The sequence below is a fragment of the Emticicia fontis genome (genome assembly GCF_054779675.1).
Window position 1 is genome coordinate 227,709 of the sequence record NZ_BAAGXU010000046.1, and the last position, 22,081, is coordinate 249,789.

22 protein-coding genes are annotated in these 22,081 nt (G+C 40.4%); 9 read left to right on the plus strand and 13 right to left on the minus strand.

What is annotated here, in order from left to right:
• The first annotated feature begins 36 nt into the window (after positions 1-36).
• From ACYVFA_RS20625 to ACYVFA_RS20640, 4 genes are all read left to right on the plus strand, one after another.
• The gene (locus ACYVFA_RS20625) at positions 37-489 is read left to right on the plus strand and encodes a hypothetical protein (RefSeq protein WP_460473750.1); all 453 of its coding nucleotides are present in this window, start codon (positions 37-39) and stop codon (positions 487-489) included.
• Positions 489-971 (plus strand): hypothetical protein, encoded by a 483-nt coding sequence (locus ACYVFA_RS20630; protein ID WP_460473751.1) that lies wholly within the window; start codon positions 489-491, stop codon positions 969-971. The genes ACYVFA_RS20625 and ACYVFA_RS20630 overlap by 1 nt, the downstream gene beginning before the upstream one ends.
• Before the next feature lie 225 nt (positions 972-1,196).
• Positions 1,197-3,185, plus strand: a complete 1,989-nt coding sequence (locus tag ACYVFA_RS20635) for a plastocyanin/azurin family copper-binding protein (RefSeq protein WP_460473752.1) — start codon at positions 1,197-1,199, stop codon at positions 3,183-3,185.
• A gap of 103 nt (positions 3,186-3,288) precedes the next feature.
• Positions 3,289-3,759 carry an SRPBCC family protein gene (locus tag ACYVFA_RS20640; RefSeq protein ID WP_460473753.1) on the plus strand — a complete coding sequence of 157 codons (471 nt, stop codon included), beginning with the start codon at positions 3,289-3,291 and terminating at the stop codon, positions 3,757-3,759.
• 105 nt (positions 3,760-3,864) lie between these two features.
• On the opposite strand, the gene ACYVFA_RS20645 is transcribed toward ACYVFA_RS20640, so the two are convergent.
• The 4 genes from ACYVFA_RS20645 to ACYVFA_RS20660 all read right to left on the minus strand — a co-directional run bounded on the left by ACYVFA_RS20645 (position 3,865) and on the right by ACYVFA_RS20660 (position 7,180).
• A complete protein-coding gene (locus ACYVFA_RS20645; protein ID WP_460473754.1) occupies positions 3,865-4,596 on the minus strand; it encodes an alpha/beta fold hydrolase in 732 nt (243 codons plus the stop codon).
• Between the two features lie 161 nt (positions 4,597-4,757).
• Positions 4,758-5,309: a hypothetical protein gene (locus tag ACYVFA_RS20650; RefSeq protein ID WP_460473755.1), complete on the minus strand. Its 552-nt coding sequence runs from the start codon at positions 5,307-5,309 to the stop codon at positions 4,758-4,760.
• Positions 5,310-5,435: 126 nt separating this feature from the next.
• Positions 5,436-6,692: an ATP-dependent Clp protease ATP-binding subunit ClpX gene (gene clpX, locus ACYVFA_RS20655; RefSeq protein ID WP_460473756.1), complete on the minus strand. Its 1,257-nt coding sequence runs from the start codon at positions 6,690-6,692 to the stop codon at positions 5,436-5,438.
• A gap of 128 nt (positions 6,693-6,820) precedes the next feature.
• A complete protein-coding gene (locus ACYVFA_RS20660) occupies positions 6,821-7,180 on the minus strand; it encodes a hypothetical protein (RefSeq protein WP_460473757.1) in 360 nt (119 codons plus the stop codon).
• A gap of 256 nt (positions 7,181-7,436) precedes the next feature.
• Here ACYVFA_RS20660 and metF point away from each other — a divergent pair, with 256 nt between their 5' ends.
• Positions 7,437-8,396 (plus strand): methylenetetrahydrofolate reductase, encoded by a 960-nt coding sequence (metF, locus tag ACYVFA_RS20665; RefSeq protein WP_460473758.1) that lies wholly within the window; start codon positions 7,437-7,439, stop codon positions 8,394-8,396.
• Between the two features lie 155 nt (positions 8,397-8,551).
• On the opposite strand, the gene ACYVFA_RS20670 is transcribed toward metF, so the two are convergent.
• The 6 genes from ACYVFA_RS20670 to ACYVFA_RS20695 all read right to left on the minus strand — a co-directional run bounded on the left by ACYVFA_RS20670 (position 8,552) and on the right by ACYVFA_RS20695 (position 14,262).
• Positions 8,552-8,893 (minus strand): DUF2853 family protein, encoded by a 342-nt coding sequence (locus ACYVFA_RS20670; protein WP_460473759.1) that lies wholly within the window; start codon positions 8,891-8,893, stop codon positions 8,552-8,554.
• Positions 8,894-9,010: 117 nt separating this feature from the next.
• Positions 9,011-10,117: a D-TA family PLP-dependent enzyme gene (locus tag ACYVFA_RS20675; protein WP_460473760.1), complete on the minus strand. Its 1,107-nt coding sequence runs from the start codon at positions 10,115-10,117 to the stop codon at positions 9,011-9,013.
• Positions 10,118-10,383: 266 nt separating this feature from the next.
• Entirely contained in the window at positions 10,384-10,773 is a 390-nt protein-coding gene (gene gloA2 / locus ACYVFA_RS20680; protein ID WP_460473761.1) for a VOC family protein, read from the minus strand.
• Positions 10,774-10,776: 3 nt separating this feature from the next.
• Entirely contained in the window at positions 10,777-11,244 is a 468-nt protein-coding gene (locus tag ACYVFA_RS20685) for a RidA family protein (RefSeq protein ID WP_460473762.1), read from the minus strand.
• Between the two features lie 367 nt (positions 11,245-11,611).
• Positions 11,612-12,919 carry a transporter permease gene (locus ACYVFA_RS20690; RefSeq protein ID WP_460473763.1) on the minus strand — a complete coding sequence of 436 codons (1,308 nt, stop codon included), beginning with the start codon at positions 12,917-12,919 and terminating at the stop codon, positions 11,612-11,614.
• A 77-nt stretch (positions 12,920-12,996) separates the two neighbouring features.
• Entirely contained in the window at positions 12,997-14,262 is a 1,266-nt protein-coding gene (locus tag ACYVFA_RS20695) for an McrC family protein (RefSeq protein ID WP_460473764.1), read from the minus strand.
• 232 nt (positions 14,263-14,494) lie between these two features.
• Between ACYVFA_RS20695 and ACYVFA_RS20700 the strand changes: the two genes are divergently transcribed.
• Both ACYVFA_RS20700 and ACYVFA_RS20705 read left to right on the plus strand, forming a co-directional pair.
• A complete protein-coding gene (locus tag ACYVFA_RS20700; protein WP_460473765.1) occupies positions 14,495-15,460 on the plus strand; it encodes a hypothetical protein in 966 nt (321 codons plus the stop codon).
• A gap of 113 nt (positions 15,461-15,573) precedes the next feature.
• Complete coding sequence (locus ACYVFA_RS20705; RefSeq protein WP_460473766.1) at positions 15,574-16,545, plus strand: hypothetical protein; 972 nt, start codon at positions 15,574-15,576, stop codon at positions 16,543-16,545.
• A 125-nt stretch (positions 16,546-16,670) separates the two neighbouring features.
• Here the strand turns inward: ACYVFA_RS20705 and ACYVFA_RS20710 are convergent, their stop codons facing one another.
• From ACYVFA_RS20710 to ACYVFA_RS20720, 3 genes are all read right to left on the minus strand, one after another.
• Positions 16,671-18,200 (minus strand): sensor histidine kinase family protein, encoded by a 1,530-nt coding sequence (locus ACYVFA_RS20710; RefSeq protein WP_460473767.1) that lies wholly within the window; start codon positions 18,198-18,200, stop codon positions 16,671-16,673.
• A 3-nt stretch (positions 18,201-18,203) separates the two neighbouring features.
• Complete coding sequence (locus ACYVFA_RS20715) at positions 18,204-19,343, minus strand: FIST signal transduction protein (RefSeq protein ID WP_460473768.1); 1,140 nt, start codon at positions 19,341-19,343, stop codon at positions 18,204-18,206.
• 211 nt (positions 19,344-19,554) lie between these two features.
• Positions 19,555-20,622 carry a mevalonate kinase family protein gene (locus ACYVFA_RS20720; protein WP_460473769.1) on the minus strand — a complete coding sequence of 356 codons (1,068 nt, stop codon included), beginning with the start codon at positions 20,620-20,622 and terminating at the stop codon, positions 19,555-19,557.
• A 193-nt stretch (positions 20,623-20,815) separates the two neighbouring features.
• On the opposite strand from ACYVFA_RS20720, the gene ACYVFA_RS20725 reads away from it, so the two are divergent.
• On the plus strand, positions 20,816-21,151 hold the full coding sequence (locus ACYVFA_RS20725) for an ArsR/SmtB family transcription factor (RefSeq protein ID WP_460473770.1): 336 nt from the start codon (positions 20,816-20,818) through the stop codon (positions 21,149-21,151).
• A gap of 72 nt (positions 21,152-21,223) precedes the next feature.
• Complete coding sequence (locus ACYVFA_RS20730) at positions 21,224-22,078, plus strand: arsenite methyltransferase (protein ID WP_460473837.1); 855 nt, start codon at positions 21,224-21,226, stop codon at positions 22,076-22,078.
• Positions 22,079-22,081 lie beyond the last annotated feature (3 nt).

Sequence of the window (22,081 nt, forward strand, 5' to 3'; positions counted from 1 at the left end):
CTTACACAATTGGTTTTGGGGCAAACCAGTGCAAGCGTGAGTGTCACGTTGCCGGCCATTGCTCTATTGGATTTGAATAATAACTCGGCTATTACCATGGCCTTTCAGTCGCCCACCGAAGCTGGGTCACCTATTACTGCTCCGGCAAGCAATAGTACCAAATGGATTAATCTTACTTCGGCGGTGGCCTCTGGTGCTACCCGTAGAATCACGGCGCAGGTGGTTTCGGGGAGTGTTCCGAATGGTGTGCGGTTAAAATTAGAAACCGGAGTGGCTTCTGGTATCGGAAGCGGCACTTTTGGCTCAGTTACAAGCCCGGTCTATCTTACAACCAGTGCCACAACTATTATCAATGGCATTGGCGGGGCCTTCACAGGCAATGACAATAATGGGTATAATCTGACGTATACACTTGAAATACAGAATTATAGCCAATTGCTGAAAGCGAGTGCGTCGTTTAGTGTTATTTATACTTTGATTGATAATTAATGAAAAAGTATCTGCCAGTCCTGTTATTTTTATTGGTTCATGCACAAAGTTTTGCTCAGTTGCCAAACGTCTCTGGTGCGTGGTCAAGCAGTATTCCTGCCAGTACTATTACCGAAGCCGGTGAAAACTATACCAGCAACTGGACGAGCCTTACCAATCAGACTATTATTTCTTTAGCCTGGCTTACCAGTTATACGGTCTATGTAAAAAAAACAGATGTAAGCTGGAACTCGAATCTTAGCTTGTGGATTCATAAAACAGGCGAAACCATAGGTGCCTTAGGAAATGTTTCACCCGCCGGGAATTCTAACTATTTTCAGTTGACGGCAAGCAATCAACTTTTTTTTACGGCTTCTACGGGTATTGTACTTTCTTTATCTGCGGCCACTATTAACGTACAATATGAAATCAGAGGGCTATCTGTGCTGATACCTGCGCAATCTTATTCTACTACGGTGGTTTATACGATTTCTAGTCCTTGACTTAAATGTGGCGCGAGCTTCCAGCTCGCGGTTTCATTGATTACCAGACACATTGTGTTTATACCAACTGCGAGCTGGAAGCTAGCGCCACAATTATTTATCCGTGTCATTATTACAATTTTTAATGATAATCTATGCACATTTTTCCTACATTTGTACAGGAAAGCCTATTACCTGTCATTTTGACATTTATAGCTTTTCAGATATTCAACCAACCCATTAGAAATGAAAAAAATATTCATTTTATTCCTGTTTACTGTTTCTGGTGTTTTTGCACAGAATCGTCCTTTAGTTGAAGAAGATTTTTATCGTATCGTCACACTTCCTGTGCCGGAAGGCATCCAGTTAGAAGTAGGTGGATTAACTGTTTTACCGGATGGCCGCCTGGGGGTTTGTACCCGTCGTGGCGATGTATGGTTAGTGTCAAATCCTTACATGAAAAATGGCACTACGCCAACTTACAAGAAATTTGCTTCTGGTCTGCACGAGCCATTGGGCTTAAATTATATCAACGGTAACCTTTGGGCTACGCAAAGAGGTGAACTGACGATTCTGAAGGATACCGATGGCAATGGCGTTGCTGACGATTATAGTGCCTTCTATAAATTCCCGCTTTCGGGTAATTATCACGAATATTCTTATGGCCCTGTTTTATTGCCAAACAACGATATGTTGATTACGCTCAATCTGGGCTGGATTGGTCATGGAGCTAGTTTATCTAAATGGCGTGGTTGGATGTTGCGCCTGACACCTGATGGAAAAATGACTCCCTGGGCAACAGGTTTACGCTCTCCGGCTGGATTTGCCGTATTGAAAAACGGAGATATTTATTATACCGAAAACCAGGGCGACTGGGTAGGTTCTGGACGTATGACGCAACTGGAAGAAGGTGATTTCGCCGGAAATCCTGAGGGTTTAATCTGGACATCAGAGCCTAATTCGCCATTGAAACTGAAAGCTTCGAATGTATTGGATACAGGCGAGCCGATGTATGACATTGCACCGAAAGTACCTAATCTGAAAGTGCCTGCGGTTTGGTTTCCGCATACCTTAATGGGTATTTCTACTTCTGATATTGCCGAAGATTTATCAGCTGGTAAATTCGGGCCGTTTGAAGGACAGCTTTTTGTGGGTGATCAAGGGCATAGCAAGATTATGCGTGTGTTTCTGGAGAAAGTAAAAGGCAAAAGCCAGGGTGCTTGTTTCCCATTCCGTGAGGGTTTCCAATCGGGTATTCTGCGTATGAAATGGGGTCTGGATAACTCAATGTTTGTGGGTATGACCAGCCGTGGTTGGTCATCAACAGGGAAAGATGAGTTTGGTTTACAACGTCTGGAATGGACAGGCCGAACGCCTTTCGAAATGAAAACTATCAAATCAATGCCTGATGGGTTCCTGATTGAGTTTACGCAACCTGTCAATAAAGACATTGCCAAAGACATTGAGTCATACAAAGCCAATAGCTTTACTTATAAATATCATCACAATTACGGTAGCCCGATTATCAATGCCAAAGCTTTGAAAATCAAGGCGATTCAGGTGGCAGAAGATGGTATGAGTGTTCGTCTGGCGATTGATTCTTTACGTTTAGGATATATTCATGAATTGCGTTTAGAAGGTATCAGAAGTGCAGAAGACCGCCCGTTATTGCATAATTTCGGGTATTATACGCTGAATAATATCAACGATGCCGCACCTGCGATGGATGTGAAGAAATATGCAGTAGTTGAGAAAAAAGCAGCCGAAGAGCACGCAGGGCATAGCATGAGCAATATGCCTAAAACTGAAATGAAAGCCAGTGCCAAACGTGTAATAGAAATGCCGGAAAGCTGGGGAGGAAAAGCAGACCAGACGATCACGATAGCCACTAAACCGGGTTTGAAATTTGACATTGCCAACATTCAGGTAAAAGCAGGTAGCAAAATCCAGATTGTGTTTAATAATAACGATGATATGCTACACAATTTTGTAGTGGTAAAACCAGGCACCGTAGGTAAAGTGGGAGAAGCAGCCTTTAAAATGGGATTGGACGGAGAGAGCAAAGCCTATGTACCGGATTTACCGGAGGTAATTGCCCATACAGCCTTGATGCAACCAGAGGCATCGGAATCTATCTATTTTGTAGCGCCCACTGCACCGGGTAATTATACCTTTGTATGTACCTATCCAGGGCATTATACAGTGATGCAGGGGACTTTGAAAGTGGTAAAGTAAGAGATTATATATATTATATAATTGAAGAGCGGCTTTTTATTGATTCAGCGTATAGCTAAACAATAAGAAGCCGCTCTTGTTTTAATTGATAAAATGAAAACTTATGTCTACAACTAAAAATTCAAGAGATATCAGGGCTTCTGTCGAGGTGCTTTATCAAGCTTTTACCGACCCAAAAGCCTTGGAAGTCTGGATGGCACCGGGTGAGATGACAGGAAAAGTGCATCAATTTGACCTTAGAGAAGGTGGAGGCTATGAGATGTCGTTGTATTATCCTGAATCAGAAAAAAGTCCAGAAGGGCAATCTTATGGAAAAACCAGTAATAATGAAGATAAATATAGTGCTCGATTTATTGAACTGAAACCAAATGAAAAGGTTGTTTGTGCTATTGTTTTTGACTCTACCGATGAGAATAATACAGGTGAAATGATTATGGATGTGACATTGACGCCCAAAGGCAAAGACACAACTGTTACCATTGTATTTAAAAATATTCCACTTGGTATTAAACCGGAAGATAATGAAAAAGGCACTGAAATGAGTTTAGAGAAATTGGCGAAGTATGTGGAGTGATGGAGATAATTGTATTGTAATACACATATTTCATCATTTTATTCAATAATCGTAGAGACGATCGGCGAACCGATCGTCTCTACGGAACAAAAATCTTAATCCACATCAAACCGGAATATGCGAGCAGGCCGCAATAAAGGTCTCAACCAGTTTGGCACATTCATTCGGGCGTTCGAACATTCCTGCGTGGGCTACACCGCTTAGTACATCGGTATACCCTTTTTTCAATAGTTTTATCTGTTCCTTGGCGGCATCTACTGCTACAAATTTATCTTCTTCGCCTGCAATAATCATCACCGGATAACTTGCTTGCTTCAATACCTTTGTGGTATCCTTGCGATTCCGCATGGCTAGCTGGGCATTTTTTAAAGAGCGTTTTGAGAAAACAATGTAGCGTTCGATATGGCTTTCGATGAGCGCTTTATTTTTTTTCTTGAAATCATCAGTAAACATTTTTGGATAAAAATCTTTGATGAATTCTTCTGAACCGTGTTTTTCTATAAATTCTATGGTTTTCAGGCGGGTGGCTTTTCTTTCTTCATCGTCAGGATAAGCAGATGAATGGAAAAGCCCCAAACCATGTACCATTTCGTGGTGTTTTTCGGCAAAAGATAAGGCAATATATCCACCCATTGAGTGGCCTATCAATACGCATCGTTCAATATCTCTTTCTCTCAGAAATTCCTTGAGCCATTTTACATAGTCGTCTATCGATTCACAATCGGTAAAAGTGGCGTAATCTGGGGTGTAGTATGTGTGCTTTTTGGGAAGATAATTCATAAATTCTTTCCATACGAAATGGTCTTCACCAAAGCCGTGTATCAGAATAATATCCATGGGCTCTTTTGGTAATGAGTGATTGAGTGAATTAGCGAATGAGTGATTGAGTGAATAATACCGCTTTGCGGTATGAACAACATTGGCTATCAATTATTTATGATAGCAATAATCACTGATTGATTCTTATCGGTTTCTACTCAGGTTAATAATGATTACAACTAAAATAATTTTCTCAATCCTATAATAATAAAGAAGGCGGATAATAAAGTGAAGACAATGGCTATCAGATTGATGTGAAGCAACGCAAAAACTACGGCAATTCCTAATAGTACCAACCCTATTTTTAATCGTTCGTTGAAAGCGTGTCCAAAACCTTTATGCTTTTTGTTTGATTTCTTCTGCTCAAAAATCCCTCTCCTCTCCTGTTTCTGAAAAAGCCCGCCTTTTTTATCGTTCGATAAAAAACGTCTCTTTTTCTTGAATAACCATTTAGGGAACAAATCTGTTTTTTCTTTTACCTGATTATTTCCTAATGGGATACTTTCGCTGATGCCTGCCTCCACATTTTCTATCTCAGGCTCGGTTAAAAGCGGTATTTCTTCTATCTCTTCAGGTTTGCTTAAATCTTCTTTCTGAGCCACTAATGGCTTCAGTGCTTGCTTTTTTGGTTGATGATAATTTTCGGTAGCAGTTTTCTGAAAGTGTGCATACTCACGTTTGCAACCAAAGGCCAAGCATATTACGCTGGCAAGCATTAGGAATTTAAGCATTTTAGTAATACCCTGAGATAGCGAAAAAAAGGTTATAAAAAAGTGGAAAAGGTCGCTAAAAGGGCAATAAAAAACCCTATAAAACGTGGCTAGCTTTATAGGGTCTTGTATATTTTTACCACTTGCTTATGCTACCATTTTCAATTGATAGAACGCCGAGCGCTCAAATTTATTTTGTGCGTAGTCAAGTGTTAGCGTAAAGTGCTTAATCTCTTTATTAGAAGGCATTTCGTACATGATGTCGGTCATGATGGCTTCGCAGATAGAGCGCAGTCCTCTGGCACCTAATTTAAACTCCATAGCCCGGTCAACTATGTACTCTATTACCTCCGGTGAGAAGTCTAAAGTGACGTCTTCCATCGAGAAAAGTTTTTTGTATTGTTTTACCAAAGCATTTTTAGGCTCAATCAGGATACGTCTCAGGGCATCGCGGTCAAGCGGGTTCAGGTAAGTCAATAATGGTAAACGACCAATTAACTCAGGAATCAAACCATAAGATTTTAAATCCTGCTGGGTTACAAAACGAAGCAAGTTTGTCTGATCCCACAATTCAAGGCGTTTCGCATCATTTGAGAAGCCGATCGGGCGGGTATTGATACGTTTGGCAATGTGGCGGTCGATACCATCAAATGCACCACCACAAATAAACAGGATATTCTCGGTATTTATCTGAACCAGTTTTTGCTCAGGGTGTTTTCTACCTCCCTGTGGTGGTACGTTTACCATAGACCCTTCCAACAATTTCAATAATCCTTGCTGAACGCCTTCGCCGCTCACATCACGGGTGATAGATGGGTTATCGCTTTTGCGCGCAATTTTATCTATTTCGTCAATGTAAACAATGCCTCTTTCGGCCAGTTCTGTATTATAATCAGCGGCTTGAAGCAAGCGACTCAGGATACTTTCTACGTCTTCGCCCACATAACCGGCTTCTGTAAGCACGGTGGCATCGGCAATGGCAAACGGTACTTGTAATACTTTGGCAATGGTACGCGCCAGATAGGTTTTACCGGTTCCGGTCTCTCCTACCATGATGATATTCGATTTTTCAATCGTTACATCATCTTCTCTTTTAGGCTGCATCAGGCGTTTGTAGTGGTTGTATACTGCTACGCTTAATACTTTCTTGGCTTCGTCCTGCCCGATTACATATTGATCTAAATGGCCTTTCAATTCGGCCGGAGGTTTTAATTCAAATCTTGGTGAATCACTCTTTTTCTTCTTCTCTTTCTTCACAACTCCATACAACTCCTGTTGTACAAGCTGATGGCCTTGTTCTACGCAGTAGTTACAGATATTTGCCTCTGTTCCTGATATCAGAAGTTCAACTTCGTTTTTTCTTCTACCACAAAAAGAGCAATAAGGTTGCTGTCCAAAATCCATTATTTGTGCTTGTTCTTAAATTTTCTTACAAAAGTAAGAATAAATGTTTGGTATACAATTATAAAAGCCTGAGAGCTTTATTGAATGGCTTTCAGGCTTTAACAGATTTTTTATATAAAAAAGTTTACTCAGGGCTGCTTATCGCCTTCCATGGTAGAGCCCTGCATGGTTAGTTTTACCTTGGTTACCATTTTAGTTTCGTTTCTTACAAATTCAATTTTGCCGTCGTAGCCAACTACTTCAAACACATCAGCATCTTTAGTAGGGGCTAATTCTGCTGAGCCTTGTCCTACGGCTTCGCCGTTTAGTTTGCCGTCTTTGAGTGTAACAATTATTTCTTCAAAAGGTGAATCTTTCATTTTATATTTACCCACATAACTCTTTGCAGCAACCGTATCTAATGCCATTGTGGTAGAGGCCGCTTGTGCAGATACTTCAAAAGTGCAGGCGAATAAGCCTATAAATAATAGTACGAATAGTTTTTTCATTTAAATTAAGCGTTTGAGTTTGAAAATAGATAATCCTTTAAATTTGAAATGCAAGATAAGTATTTTAAACATACTGCAAACAAAAAATCAATTAGGTTTTGATTAAAAATGAATTATTATCTTTAAAATCAATTTAAATCCGATATAAATACTACACAACTGAAACATTACAGATAATTTACCTAAAAAAATTTGCATTAATAAATAATATATCTATTTTTGCCGAACAAAAAAGATATATTTTCACAGCAAGACAATGGCAAAAGTAACTGAGCATCTGAGTAATACCCAAGGGAAGCCCGTTTTTTCGATCGAAATCATACCTCCGGTGAAGGGAAGTAATATTGATGATTTGTTGAAATCGATTGAGCCGATGATGGAGCTGAAACCGCCATTTATTGATGTAACTTTTCACAGAGAAGAATATATTCTGAAAAACCTGCCTGATGGTGGCACCAAAGAAATAAAAATACGTAAGCGTCCGGGTACAGTCGGGATTTGTGCATCAATCTTACATAAATTTAAAATAGACCCTGTGCCACACGTTTTGTGCGGGGGATTCACGAAAGAAGAAACTGAAGATTTACTGATAGACCTGAATTACCTGGGCATTGAAAATGTGCTGGCACTAAGAGGTGATTATGCCCGACCTTATAATTCGTTTAAAGCCAAGAAAGACGGGCATTTTTATGCCAATGAGCTGGTTGGGCAGATAAAGGATATGAACAATGGGAAATATCTGCACGAAGAGGCAGAATACCTGAATGCCAGCGATTTTTGTATTGGTGTGGCGGCGTATCCTGAAAAACACTTTGAAGCAACGGATTTAGACCAGGATATTGAAAACCTGAAACGCAAAGTGGCGGCCGGTGCCGACTATGTGGTGACACAGATGTTTTTTGATAACCAGAAATATTTTGATTTTGTGAATCGCTGCCGGGCAGAGGGAATCACGATTCCGATTATTCCGGGTTTGAAGGTATTGGCTACCAAAAAGCAACTGGATGTATTGCCAAGACTGTTCTATCTGGATATGCCAGAGGCGTTCAGAAAAGAGGTTGTTGCCTGCGAAACAGATAAACAAGCCAAGCAACTCGGTATAGAATGGTGTGTGCAACAATGCCGTGAGTTGATGGATTTTGGTGTACCTGCCCTGCATTTTTATACCATGAGCAAATCAGACACAACACTGGCAGTTGCCAAGCAAATATTTTAATTTTGGAGTTTGATTAAGAGCATGTTTAGAAATTATGATTCGACCTACAAAACTCAAATTTTTCGGTCAGAATAAAAAAATTTAAACATGCTCTAAAACAAAAGCGGCACAAACATTTTGCGCCGCTTTTTTAATGTTTTTGTTTTCGTACTGGCTTATGCTTCGTAAACAGATTCTTTACCGAATTTTACTACTAATAAAGCATAGAACACCGCACGGTATTTGTTACGATTAGAAGTACCTAATTTTTGTACTACTTCGTCAATAGCTTCATCTAATGCCGGGCCATCTTCTAAACCTAATTTACCAATAAGGAAATTGTTTTTTACACGTGCTAGTTCTTCTGGATCAGAAGATGATACTTTTGAAGAATCGGCATTATAAATAGATGGACCTAAGCCTTTAGCTACGGCTGTTAGTAATTCTTCACTAATGCCTAAACCTAGTTCTGCTACTTGTGCTTTGTAATCTTCAACTGCTTCTACGAATTTGCTCATTTGATTATAAATTATAGGTGAGTGTTTACTTTGTAAATATTCTATAAAAACTTATACTTTCCAAATATCGGGAGGTTTATTCCCTTTTTGGCTCATTAAAAAAATATTATTTTTATTTTAAACGCTAATCTTTCTGCGTCTGCCCAATACCTGCCAAACCTGGTCAACACGCTGGTTTTCAACTACATAGGCTTCATCGTATAGATTCACCGTTGGGCATACGTGGAACGGAACACCGTATAAGACATCTCCTACTTTGAGGGCATCCCAGTCTTTTACTTTTATTACGCCATGCTCTTCGCTTTGCCCCATTAGCTCATAATCTTCCAGATTCAGGAAGCGGATACGCTTGTCAATCGGATTTTCGGCTGATACGGCTTTGTGCCCCATATCTACTGTTACGATTCCTTTTTGCGGTTTTGAGATGATACGCGTCAATACCAAAGCGGCGTATTCAAATGGTTGTTCGGTTAGTCTGTCGCCATAACCCCAATCCCACAACACGCACGTCCCCGGACTGCAATAGGTTTCTTCGCGCAAGGCGTGCGACGTAAAGGCGGGTGTTCCTCCGGCAATAACCATTGGTTTAGGGAAGCCTGCTGCTTCAATGGCCTCCAGAAAATGCTTCACATCTACAAATCCGGTATCAATTTCATTCTTACGGCTTTCAAAATCATCGGATCTGATGTGTCCGTCATATACGTGCAAGCCATATAATTTAATATCTGCTTGCGACGAAAGATAACGGTACAAGTCCATGATATTTTCGTCTAACGGATGCCCCGACCGATCCATACCGCTATTCACATCTATGAAAACATGGGAAATCATTCCGTTAGCGCCGAAGGCTTGATTGTGCTCTTTCGCAGTATCTAAATTATCAATCAGCGAGGCAAACGTAACGTCAGGATATAGTTTCGACAACTGGATTAACCGCTCAATTTTAGGCCCTACCAGTTGGTGGGATATCAGCACAAATTTTGCTCCTGCCATAGCTGTTATTTCGGCTTCGGCAATGGTAGCACATTTGAATTTGGTAATGCCTTCTTCCAACATCATTTTCACAATCTCGGGCATTTTGTTGGTTTTTACGTGCGTAAAAAGGCGCTCAGCGCTTCCCGCGATTTCAATCATTTTTTTGATATTCTCACGTACGCGCTCTTTGTAGATGACCAATGACGGAGAATCCAGTTCGTTTTCGTTGGTTATTTTGTACCAGGACATAGTTTGTTGATTATTTTAATATTTTGATGAGGTATACAAATTTCACCAGCTGTCTTAACCTCTGACAAATATTCTTTTAAATATTTTTGATTTCGTAGAGACGTAACGGTTCGCCGCGCGATTGCTATACGTCTCCAAGGGTTTGTGTATACCATACTCCCTTTAAAGGCCATTTTGGGTAAACACATTCATTGAATTACATAGGCCAATGGAGACGTAACGCATCGCGCGGCGAACCGTTACGTCTCTACGAAAAACACCCTCTCTTAACCCTCATAAAATTCAATCGGCAAATCGTCTGGGTCGGCAAAGAAAGTAAATTTTTTACCTGTGAATTCGTCTATTCTGATAGGCTCTACTTCTACACCTTTGGCTTCGATGGCTGCTTTGGCTGCTTCTACATCGGCCACTTCAAAGGCTAAATGTCTTAACCCACAAGACTCTGGTCTTGAAGGGCGTGGGGGTGGATTCGGAAATGAAAACAACTCTATCACGTAGTTATCATCTATCGCCAGATCCAGTTTATATGAATCACGTGCCTCACGGTATACTTCTCTGATGATACGCAAGCCTAACACTTCGGTATAGAAGTGTTTTGATCTGGCGTAGTCGGAGCCGATGATGGCGACGTGATGAACTTTATTGATTTTCAACATTTTTCAATCTTCATTTATTTCAAACATTGCTTCAATCTCAACCGGAATATTATCAGGCAATGTACCCATGCCTACTGCTGAGCGTACGCCAATACCGTTTTCAGTTCCCCACACTTCGGCAAATAATTCGCTACAACCATTAATTACATATGGGTGTTTTTCAAAGCTGCTATTGCCATTTACCATACCCAATACTTTTATGACACGTTTAATTTTATCAAGACTACCCAATTTTGCTTTTATGGTAGTAAGAATTGTTAAACCTACCTGACGGGCAGCCAATTTTGCTGCTTCAATGTCCATATCGTCTCCAACGCGACCAATTATAAGCGAGCCATCAGTCTGTACAGGGCCGTGTCCTGATACATACAAAAATTTATCAACAATAACGGCTGGTTTATACACGCCTTTGGGTGCTGGAGCTGGTGGTAATGCTAAATTCAATTTTGCGAAATTCTCTTCGGCTGTCATTGTAAAAATGATTTTCTTTAGGTTGATTATGAATAAAAATTAGGTTCTTATAATAGATAAAATATAGGTTTTGAGGTATTGTGATACCCCCACCTTCAAAATATGTTTTGTGCATTTGAATACATATTTATTAGGTTTCAAGAAATAACGTTCTTAGGCTCTTGCTTAATCGGGCCTTCGACTGGCACCGATTCGAGAGGCATCTGTTTTTTTACTAGCCGGTGCCTGAGCGGAGCGGACGTCGCACGGTCGAAGGCGCATATGTGATGGCCATTTTGGGGTTGGGTCTATGCTAAAGCCGATAAAATTTTAATGAATGCTTATTTCTTGAAACCCAGTTAATACGTCTCTACATTAGAAATCCGATCTACACAAATAAATTCAAAATCAAAACCCCTATCAGACCGACTACCGAAACGATGGTTTCCATGACAGACCAGGTTTTGAGGGTATCTTTGATAGAAAGATTGAAATATTCTTTAAATAACCAGAATCCGCCATCGTTCAGGTGTGAGAATACCAAACTTCCGGCACCGATTGATAATACCATCAATTCTGGTTTTACGCCTGTCTGGTTCTGAATGAGTGGAGCGAGGATGCCTACGGCTGTTAAACCAGCCACAGTAGCTGAGCCTACACATAGGCGTAATACGGCGGCAATCAACCAGCCAAGTATTAGTGGATTAATATCAAAACCCTGTAATTGTGCGCCGATATAGTCGCTGGTACCACTGTCTTTTAATATCTGTTTTAATGCTCCGGCTCCGGCAATAATCAATAAGATTACCGAACAGCTTTTGAAGGCTTCTTCCAATTGCTTGCTTACTTGTTTGATACTATTCCCTTGTTTGATACCTAATAGATACATGGCTATCAACAGGGAAATCAGCATACCTACATAAGGCTCAGCAATTAATAAGACTACCTGGTTGTCAGGAAAATACCCCTTAATAACGGAGGTCAATGTTAATAATACTACCGGCATGAGCGCTACTAAAAGGCTTTCTGTCAGGCTTGGTTGTTTTTCTTTTGGAATAGGCTTTAAATTGAAAAGCGTGCCATCTATCTGTGGTTTATATTTTTTGAGTGTGCTTCCAAAAATTGGCCCGGCAATGGCAATAGCCGGAATGGCTACAATGATGCCGTACATTAAAGTCTTGCCTACATTCGCATTGAGTTGAGAAGCAATGGCTGCGGGTGAAGGATGTGGCGGCAAGTATCCATGTGCTACCGATAAAGCCGAAAGCATCGGGATGCCCACATAGAGGATTGGCATACCCGTTGAGATAGCAATCGAGAAAATCAGGGGTACTACGATGATAAACCCTGCATTATAAAACAACGGAATACCGATAATAAAGCCCGCCAGAGCCAGCCCCCATTGCAGGTATTTTTTACCAAAAATAGTGATAAGGGTATCTGTGATGCGTTGGGCTGCGCCACTTTCAGCTACTAGTTTGCCTAGCATGGCTCCGAAACCGATAATCAGAATCAGGTCACCGAGGGTGCCGCCGATGCCTGTCTGGATAGCCTTACCAATGGCCGGGATTTCCATGCCTGATGCCAGACCCAGAGAAATAGCTATGAGAATGAATGAAATAAAGGTATCGAGTTTTACAAAAGCTACCAATACTACAAGCGCTATGATAGCAATCAGGGTAAGTAAAATAGGCATCGGTTAGATTAGATTGAAGGTTGGATGTGCAAGATAAATAAAAATGTCTAGTTTAAAACACCTCTACTCATAAGTTCTCATAACAATATGCGCTTCACTTCTGCTTCGCCGTCATTCATGAGGTCGAAAGGTATCACATGAAGTACCAAATCTTCGCCGTAATCGAATACCTCCAGCGCTTGTTGAAAGTTTTCGTTGGCGGGATAAATCAGGAAGAGTTTTCTGGCCTGATATTTTTTGCCATAGGCATACATCTGGTAGAGGTCGGCTTGTTCGATGCCGTAGTTTTGTTTAGGTTTTGAGCCGTCAATGAGCTTCCATTTGGTGTCGAAAATCCAGATTTCTCCGGCATTGTTTTCTACGACAATATCAGGAATGAGTCTGAACCGGGCATTTTCTCTGTGCTTTGATACTAAATGTTTACGCCTGTCCTGTAATCGTACCTGATAATCTGAGGGGGCATGTTTACAGAAGAGTTTGCCGACATAGTTTTCAAACAAGACTTCCATCGGGAAGAGCAAGGATATCTGGGAATAATTGCCTGAAAATGGCAGGAACGATTGCTCATGCAGAAATACCCATGCCCATTGCAGGAGGTTTTCGTATCGCTCAAAATGCGGGCTGGCGGTCGTGCTCTTGCTAAAATCCTGCGGGAGATTGGTTGACAAGCTTATTTCGTCAAATACTGATAGATTCTGCCAGATGCGTTGTCGGGTAAGGTTAGCAAATGCATATTTTTTTAGTCGATGCAGACAGGTTTTCAGGATCCTGTTTTGCGGAATATCATGTCTGAAATCATCGTAAGTAATGAATACGGTATGCTGTTTCAATAGGTTCTGATGGATGTTGTCGGCAACCAAGACCTTGCCTTTGATAAAGGTTTCGTTGGCTTCTATGGATTCGTAGTTTCTGCCTAAACCCGTGCTGATGAGTCTTTCGAGTTCGTCTATGAAAACCTTTACGTAGATTTCCAGCAAAGGCAGATTACTAATGGCTAAATGTGCTTTGGCCAGCGATTGATACGACGGGATTTTCTGCAACATTTTCAGCAATATCCGGCGGGCTTCTTTGGGCGATTCGGCTGTTGATTTAGGCAGAATTTCTATCTGGATGGTGTCAGAAATAGGAATTAAGCCTACATAGTTTTTGACTTTTATCTGTTCTTTGCCTCGTTGCGCTGAATAAGTAAAGAGTGAATCGTTGGCATAGGCAAATACCAGTTCTTTGATGCGCAGAAAAACCTTATCTGTTACGAAGATTTCAGCAAAAGAATCAATGGGCGAGTCATAATCACTTGCTTTTTTTATGGTGCCGAACTCTGAAATTACTATGGTTTTTATCAAAATCTATACCTCCGGAATTGTTGTCTGTTTTACTAATATACAGAATAATTTTCAATCGGCAAAGCCAATAACTTCTACACGCATTTTTACCTGTCAAAATTCCAATAGTTTTTCTTCTCCTGCTACAGATTCGTATATTGCATTATGTTTTGTATATTGACTCATACTCCTGTATATCTCTGACACAATACATCGCCTATTTTATTTAAAACCTAAACTCTAATGAAATTTTATGCAGTTTCTTAAAAAGTACGTTCGTCTAGTAATCGCTACTGTTTTACTGATTATATTATTGATCTTCCCTCCAGTATATCTCTATGAGTTTTACCCTTTTATCACTTGTGCCGTCATCGCCATAGTGTTGGGCTACCTGATTGTTTCAGGTTTCGAAAGCCCCCCTGCCGTGGCACGTGTCAATCAGTATGGAGAGGTGATTGAACCTCCAAAAGACAATTTTACTATTTTTGGCACCTTTATTGCATCCGTTATTATAGGCATTTTTGTTGCCGTGTGGTGTCATTACCGGCTCGAATCGTTATTCAAAAACGAAGGGATTCTTATTAAAGATGCCCAGATTACAGACGGACGAGGCGTAACACATGGTGGTGCAGCTAGCAAAAGTGGTGATTATAATATTGAACTCACTTATAAACTCAAGAGCGGTACCCGGTATAATCCGGTTCTGAAAGTCGAATCCGAGATTTTTGAAAGTGTATATAAGGACCAGAACATTGATTTGCTGTATTTGCCGGGCCATCCTGATATCATCCGGTTATTATTAGGGTCGAATGTAAAAAAATACCTAAAGAGAGAACATAGAGCCATTGAGGCGACAGATATTGATAGCATTTTTAAGTATAATGACCTTGAACTTTTAAAATTCCTGAATCGTACGAGTTATAGATGGCATGCGGATACTCTACGTGGCCAGACGATTTATAACAATAATCTGACTATTGAAAATGTTGGAAAATTTCCTGACCGGATTGTCTATAGCCGCACAGGACTAATAAGTGGAGAGGACTATCTGAGCGAATTAAAGCCCAAAAAGAAAGAATCACCGCCTCCTGCCCTAACAGGCGCTAATGGTAATATAAGCTCAACTTTACACGAGACAGAAAAATACATGGTACAGACGGAATATATCCGTGAGCAAGACAATCATTATACAACTGTGATGATTTTTGAGAAAAAGTAGAAAGCTTGTGTTTAGAAATAATAATTGATTGAGGAGATTCAATGGTCCGTTATTATAGAAATCCTGATACAATCTACCTTTTCTAACTACCTACGCTTTGACAAAATAGTTTTATGCAATTAATAAAAAAATACGGTCTACTGGCCTTTGGAGTTGTTTTGTTTCTTTTCTTATGGTTATTTCCGCCGATATACTTCTTCGAATTTTATCCTTATGGTGTTTGTGGGTATGCGGGCTTTATTTTAGGTTTTGCGATTCCTGTGGGTATCAGGCGTGCTTTTTTTCCTGTTGGTCAGAAGAGCAAATGGGGTAAGTCGATATACACTGTACTTTTTATCTTTACCATCAGCTTTTCTATGATTTTTATGGGTCTGTTCACAGCCTTATGGTGTCAGTATAAAACCCATATGTTGTTTAAAACTGAGGGCATTCTTGTACGAGATGCACTGATTAGAAATGGCAGTGAGATGGATAGGGAGACTCGAAGCACTACCTCTGATAATTATGAAATAGAGTTAACCTATCAGTTAAAAAATGGCCAGAAGCATGATACCCGTACTACGATAGAAGCCGATATTTTTTACCATATATTTAAAGACCAGAAAGTAGACATTCTGTACTTGCCGGATTACCCGGATGTAGTCAGGTTAATGGTACGAGATAATGTTATTACGTATCTGAACAGACCAAATAGCCGGATTCTGGCAACTGATATTGACCGTATTTTTAAAAGCCGGGATACAGAGCTTTTGAAAATCCTGAATGAGATTGGTTATAGATGGCATACAGAGATTGAAGACGGGATAACCGTTTATGAAAATCATATCACCTTAGAAAAAGTGGCGAAGGTTGCAGGTGGGCTTGTATATATCCGTTTTGGTAAAACCTATGGACAAGAATATTTAAAGCCTTTGAAAATAATAGGAAAACCTGAAGAAACAGAAGAACAGGCAGAGTTTTATCTTACCGAAAAATATAGAGTGGGTCTGAAGCGTCTCCATGAGAAAGGAAACACCTATACCTTATTCTTTTTCACCAAAAGAAATCAATCAGATAGCAGGGCAATTCCGGAGATATATTTATAGCAGGTTTTTTCCGGCCTCAATTTGATTTCGACAAAAGGTCAGAGTCAGGAGATTTATTAAGATCAAAAATCCTGAAATAGGTTTGTGTAAACCTATTTCAGGACTAACTATTTTTCTGGGATGTTTTACAACCTCCCGGCATACTTCGCAATCTTCTGGTGTAGTTCTTTCGGATTGAAAGGTTTGGTTACGTAGTCGTTCATCCCTACCGAGAAGGCTCTGTCCTGATTGTTGAGGGTAGCTGAGGCCGTGAGCGCAATGATTGGTATCTCTGCACCTGTTTCGCGTATTTTTTCTACGGCTGTGTAGCCGTCCATTTCAGGCATCAACAAGTCCATCAGAATCAAATCATATTCGTTGTTTTTGAACTTATCAATGGCTACCAGTCCATTATCTGCTGTATCGAAGTTGATTTTCCATTTTTCGAGGAATTTCGAGGCTACTTTGATATTGACGAAATAATCATCTACCAGTAATAATTTTACGCCTTCCAGACTCACATCTTGATTCTCAGTTTCCGACAAGGCCATGGCCATCTGGTGTTTCACAGTACTTCCGATCCGTAAATCAATTGTAAATGAGAATTGGGCGCCTTTGCCCTCTTCACTTTCCAGTTCTATATCGCTACCATGCAATTGCACCAGTTTTTTACTAATAACCAGCCCTAAACCTGTACCACCAAATTTGCGGGTGGTTTCAGAATTGGCTTGGGTGAATCTTTCGAAAATGAGTTTCTGTTTTTCCGGCGAAATTCCGATTCCGGTGTCTTTTACGGAGAAGTAGATACTGGCCTGCTCGGCATTTTTCTTCATTACCGACACCTCAATTGTTACGCTACCATTCATGGTAAACTTCACGGCATTGGATACAAGGTTGGTTAATACCTGCCCGATTCTTAGAGAATCCCCTATCAGTGTATGCGGAATATCATCGTCGAACATCAGTTTAATTTTATTACCTTTCTCCTCTGCCTTTACCTGATTGGCTCTCTTCACGTTTGATACGAGCAATTTCAAATCGAAAGGAATTTCTTCGAGGTCTACTTTCCCGGCTTCAATTTTACTGAAATCAAGGATATCATTAATGAGTAAATGCAGATTTTCGGCTGAAAAATGTAAGGTTTTCAGGTTTTCCATCACCGATGGCGTTTGTTCTTCCTGTTGCATCAGGTAGGTGAGGCCGATGATGGCGTTCAGTGGTGTTCTGATTTCGTGGCTCATCATCGAAAGGAACTCAGACTTGGCCTGTGTGGCGTTTTCGGCCACTTCTTTGGCATTAATCAGCTCAGATTCAATCTGTTTTCTTACCTGTATCTGGCGTTGAAGCAAATCAACCAACGACGACAAATCGTTATCGCTTACCTCGGTCAGGTCATCGCTTTCGGGGGTTTCTAATAAGTATATCGCCTCAATCAGTTTTTCTACTGACTGGCGACGCTGGGCTATCTCACCTTTTAATTTCTGATTTATCTCATAATATTCAATCTCGTTCAAAGACGCTGAGTGTTCAGACAGTTCTTTGTCGCGGTCGAAACTATGGTAAGAGTCGTTGACAACTTTTATAAAACTCTGAAAAGCTTCGTTTTTCTGGCATTCCTCAGATAGATATTTCTTTAATTGTTTAGCAAGTAGTTTATGTAAATTCTCAGGCTCCATTTTTTAATTTTCGGAAAAGGTAGTGATTGTCATGGTCTGGTTATGCAATTCGCATTGGGCGCTCGGATGAAGCGGCGAGATTTCGCCATACGAATAGAAACCAGTCATGACAGTATCTTTACCGAAAACTTCTCTGGCGGCTTCTACTTCTTCTTCCGTGCGTTGTCCTAAAACCAATTTCCGACCTACGCAACTCACCAATAAGGCTAGTTCGGGCGATTTGTCCATATTCTTAATTGAATTCTGGGCTGCTGTAGAGGACGCATCAACCAAATGGTCGAAATTGGCTTTCATAAATCTTACCATCGCGCCTTTAGGGAGCTCTCCGGCAAAAGTCATACTTTTTTTGTCTTCATCAATGGTCAGAATCGTTCTTACGATTGGTTCTGAATCTGGTTTAACCCGCATTGAGAGAGGGAATAACAAGGCTGCACCGGGTAATTCTTTGGCATATTTACCCAGATATTCTTTGTATAAATCAAGGGCAGCTTTGTCTCCTATTTTATATAATACATTATATTCTGATTCGGTTACTTCTCTTTCAGGGCCGAAAACATCCCAGCCACCCATAGTACCATGACCAATTTTCAGGTCTTTGCCATAGAGGCCAATACCAATAATACGCCCTTCGACTGGCTGCTCGTTCAAGCCTACCAGCGTCTTTTCAAAACGTCCGGCATCACCTGCCAGGCCACCAGAAATCGGTATTTCGTGATTGGTAGCAATATTCAGGGCTTCTATCAGTTTACTACCGTTTACTTTACCGCCATCTGAAATGACCAGAATGGCCGCTAAACCATCTCCTTTCAAAGTATGTGCAATGGCTTCTCCGGCACGGAAACTCTCGGTATGGTCTTGAATATCTATTTTGGTTGTTTTTACAGCAGTCTTGTCGAATTCTATGGCGGTTACAATGATTGTATCGTCATGTACGGTATCGTCGTAGATTTCGCCAGAGGTAGAATTCATTATAATTTCAGCAGAAGGATATTCCTGGTGTAAGTATGGATAAGGATTATTTGATTCCAATAATTTTCGCTCACCGAAAGCTAATACTAATTGCGCTTTTGATGCCGAGAAATTTTCTTCACTCGATAATTCTTTCCAGTTATTACCCACAAATTTAGTTTGACGTATTTTCATCTGACAATAGTTTTTTATACACCATTTACTAGCAAAAACCATACTATTTTTTAAGAATACCCCAAAATTAACGATAATCAGGCAAGAAAATCAACATTTATATTCAAATAACTACCTATTAGTCATTACGGCTATATGATTAAGCGGATACAAGTGTGTTTTTTAATTCAAATAAACCTATGCCAATCTTTCGGAATAAAAAAATATTCTTCTAAAGTTTTATGGTACCCTCATCAATTTTAATCACATAGCTTTTGCCACCTGCCGCATCCATGGCACGGGCTACACGCTCAGGGTCTTTGGGTGCATAGACGAAAAGGCAGCCTCCCCCACCCGAGCCGTTTATCTTTCCGCCGAGTGCGCCTGCTTCTTTAGCAGCAGCTAGCATACGCTCTATCTTGGGGGTTGATATTTGTAATAAATCGCGCAGAATGCTATGATGTTCTGATAATAATGCACCTACTTTTTCATCGGTCATTGCCTGATTTCTGAATAGTTCTAAGGCTTCACGCAGAATATCGCGGTTTCTGAGAGTGCCGCTTAGCAATTCATATTCATCTGTACTTAGTACTTCTTTCAGCTGCTGTTTATGTGGTGTTTGAAAGGTATGCAAAGAGAAATCAGGCTGAGATTGCTTGATTTTCTCTATCAGATCCAGACGGGCAAATTTGGCGCGTTTCAATACGCCAATCGTATCTTTAGGTTCAAGCGAATCTGCCAAGACAAATGCGCCCAGATTGGGTTGGAGCGCTTCGGCTGTTACCTTTGGCTCAAACTCCAGATAGACAGCATTGCCGATGGCTGTTGAGAGGTGGTCCATCATGCCTCCGGGCTCATTAAACTCCACGATTTCAGCCTTAAATGCTAGTTCTCCTAATTCCTGTGGTGTATATTGACGAGGATTATCGGCCATTCTTGATAAGAAGTGAAGCCAGCTAACTAACAAAGCTGACGAGCTGGATGTGCCCGAATTGATGGGTATATTGCCATTAACAGTGCATTCCAAACCCTTTGAAAAGCGTAGCCCTTCATCTAATAATACGTTATAGCCACTTCTGAAATAATCGCGTTTTTCGAGATAAGGCAGACGGGTGTCTGATACTTCCATCTCTAATTCAGAGGCAATATCCGGCAGGTAAATGACAATTTTCTTATCGTTCCGGTATTCTCCTTTGATTTGTACTCGCCGGGAAATAGCCGCTGCAATCACCGGTAAGCCTAAATAATCCTGATGTTCACCAAAAAGGCAAATTCTGCCGGGGGTGGAAATAGTTAGCATTTTTTATTGTGGTGGGGTTGATGTTTTAATCCGTAGAGACGGCAATTGTAATAAAATAGGTCAAAAATCTGAATTAAGGACAAAAATAGAGTTTGTCAACTCAAATTTATTGAAATAAGAAATAAATATTCAAATATTTGGAAGTTTCTAAAACAATGACGTATATTTACGACATAGTTTAAAAAAAGCAGTAATGACTTACGCCAAAACAGAACTTTTTCAGGCAGACCAACAGGAGATTGCTAAAATTGCCAAAGTACTTTCGCATCCGGCACGGATTGCTATTATCCAGTTTTTAGCCAGGAAGCAAGTTTGCATTTCTGGTGATATTTCTAATGAGCTTCCCTTAAGCCGCACAACAGTATCGCAGCATTTAAGTGAGCTGAAAGAATCAGGGATAGTTCAGGGTGAAGTAAGTGGCTTGAATGTCTGCTATTGTCTTGATTTAAAAGTATTGGAGCAAATCCAGAATCTATTCGGAAATTTCTTTGAAACTACCATGAAAGTGCCATCAGGGGGGTGTTGTTAAATTTTTTGGCCTTTTATGACGTATGTTTACGTTATACGAAATTGATATTATTAACTATAAACAGATAGAATGATGACAACCAACGAACAAGAATTAAAAGAGATTGTAAGGCAGAAATACAGCGAAATTGCCCTGCAAGACCCAGCAACCAACGCTGCTTCGTGCTGTGGCTCTGGTGGATGCTCAACAGAGGTTTACAATATCATGTCAGACGATTATACTGAATTAAACGGATATGCCACTGATGCCGATTTAGGCTTGGGCTGTGGTCTGCCTACCAAATTTGCCAAAATCAAGAAAGGAGATACGGTGGTAGATTTAGGCTCAGGTGCGGGCAATGATTGCTTTGTAGCCAGAGCCGAAACTGGTGATACCGGACATGTGTACGGCATTGATTTCACCGAAGCTATGATTGAAAAAGCAAAGGCAAATGCCCAGAAACTGGGTTTTACAAATGTAGAATTCAGATTTGGTGATATTGAAGATATACCACTTAAAGATAATCTGGCCGATGTGGTGGTGAGTAATTGTGTATTGAATCTTGTGCCGAACAAAAAAGGTGTATTTACTGAAATAAACAGAATATTGAAACCAAACGGGCATTTCAGCATTTCTGATATTGTGTTAGTGGGTGAGTTGCCCAATAAAATCAAAGAAGTAGCAGAGATGTATGCAGGTTGTGTGGCAGGGGCTATTCAAAAGACAGATTATCTGAATCTTATTATAGATACTGGATTCCAGAACATAACTTTGCAGAAAGAAAAACAAATTGTTATTCCTGACGATATACTTGGCAATTATTTGAATCCAGAAGAGATTGAAGCATTCAGAAATCAGGAAGGCGGGATTTTCAGCGTAACAGTTTATGCTCAGAAAGCAGGTTTAAACAAATCAAATTGTTGTCCACCCGAATCGGGATGTTGTTAATAT

Bases quoted from the DNA above. Each gene is read 5' to 3' on its own strand.
- ACYVFA_RS20630 (WP_460473751.1), top strand. From the start codon at position 489: ATGAAAAAGTATCTGCCAGTCCTGTTATTTTTATTGGTTCATGCACAA.
- ACYVFA_RS20635 (WP_460473752.1), top strand. From the start codon at position 1,197: ATGAAAAAAATATTCATTTTATTCCTGTTTACTGTTTCTGGTGTTTTT.
- ACYVFA_RS20640 (WP_460473753.1), top strand. From the start codon at position 3,289: ATGTCTACAACTAAAAATTCAAGAGATATCAGGGCTTCTGTCGAGGTG.
- ACYVFA_RS20645 (WP_460473754.1), bottom strand. From the start codon at position 4,596: ATGGATATTATTCTGATACACGGCTTTGGTGAAGACCATTTCGTATGG.
- ACYVFA_RS20650 (WP_460473755.1), bottom strand. From the start codon at position 5,309: ATGCTTAAATTCCTAATGCTTGCCAGCGTAATATGCTTGGCCTTTGGT.
- clpX (WP_460473756.1), bottom strand. From the start codon at position 6,692: ATGGATTTTGGACAGCAACCTTATTGCTCTTTTTGTGGTAGAAGAAAA.
- ACYVFA_RS20660 (WP_460473757.1), bottom strand. From the start codon at position 7,180: ATGAAAAAACTATTCGTACTATTATTTATAGGCTTATTCGCCTGCACT.
- metF (WP_460473758.1), top strand. From the start codon at position 7,437: ATGGCAAAAGTAACTGAGCATCTGAGTAATACCCAAGGGAAGCCCGTT.
- ACYVFA_RS20670 (WP_460473759.1), bottom strand. From the start codon at position 8,893: ATGAGCAAATTCGTAGAAGCAGTTGAAGATTACAAAGCACAAGTAGCA.
- ACYVFA_RS20675 (WP_460473760.1), bottom strand. From the start codon at position 10,117: ATGTCCTGGTACAAAATAACCAACGAAAACGAACTGGATTCTCCGTCA.
- gloA2 (WP_460473761.1), bottom strand. From the start codon at position 10,773: ATGTTGAAAATCAATAAAGTTCATCACGTCGCCATCATCGGCTCCGAC.
- ACYVFA_RS20685 (WP_460473762.1), bottom strand. From the start codon at position 11,244: ATGACAGCCGAAGAGAATTTCGCAAAATTGAATTTAGCATTACCACCA.
- ACYVFA_RS20690 (WP_460473763.1), bottom strand. From the start codon at position 12,919: ATGCCTATTTTACTTACCCTGATTGCTATCATAGCGCTTGTAGTATTG.
- ACYVFA_RS20700 (WP_460473765.1), top strand. From the start codon at position 14,495: ATGCAGTTTCTTAAAAAGTACGTTCGTCTAGTAATCGCTACTGTTTTA.
- ACYVFA_RS20705 (WP_460473766.1), top strand. From the start codon at position 15,574: ATGCAATTAATAAAAAAATACGGTCTACTGGCCTTTGGAGTTGTTTTG.
- ACYVFA_RS20710 (WP_460473767.1), bottom strand. From the start codon at position 18,200: ATGGAGCCTGAGAATTTACATAAACTACTTGCTAAACAATTAAAGAAA.
- ACYVFA_RS20715 (WP_460473768.1), bottom strand. From the start codon at position 19,343: ATGAAAATACGTCAAACTAAATTTGTGGGTAATAACTGGAAAGAATTA.
- ACYVFA_RS20720 (WP_460473769.1), bottom strand. From the start codon at position 20,622: ATGCTAACTATTTCCACCCCCGGCAGAATTTGCCTTTTTGGTGAACAT.
- ACYVFA_RS20725 (WP_460473770.1), top strand. From the start codon at position 20,816: ATGACTTACGCCAAAACAGAACTTTTTCAGGCAGACCAACAGGAGATT.
- ACYVFA_RS20730 (WP_460473837.1), top strand. From the start codon at position 21,224: ATGACAACCAACGAACAAGAATTAAAAGAGATTGTAAGGCAGAAATAC.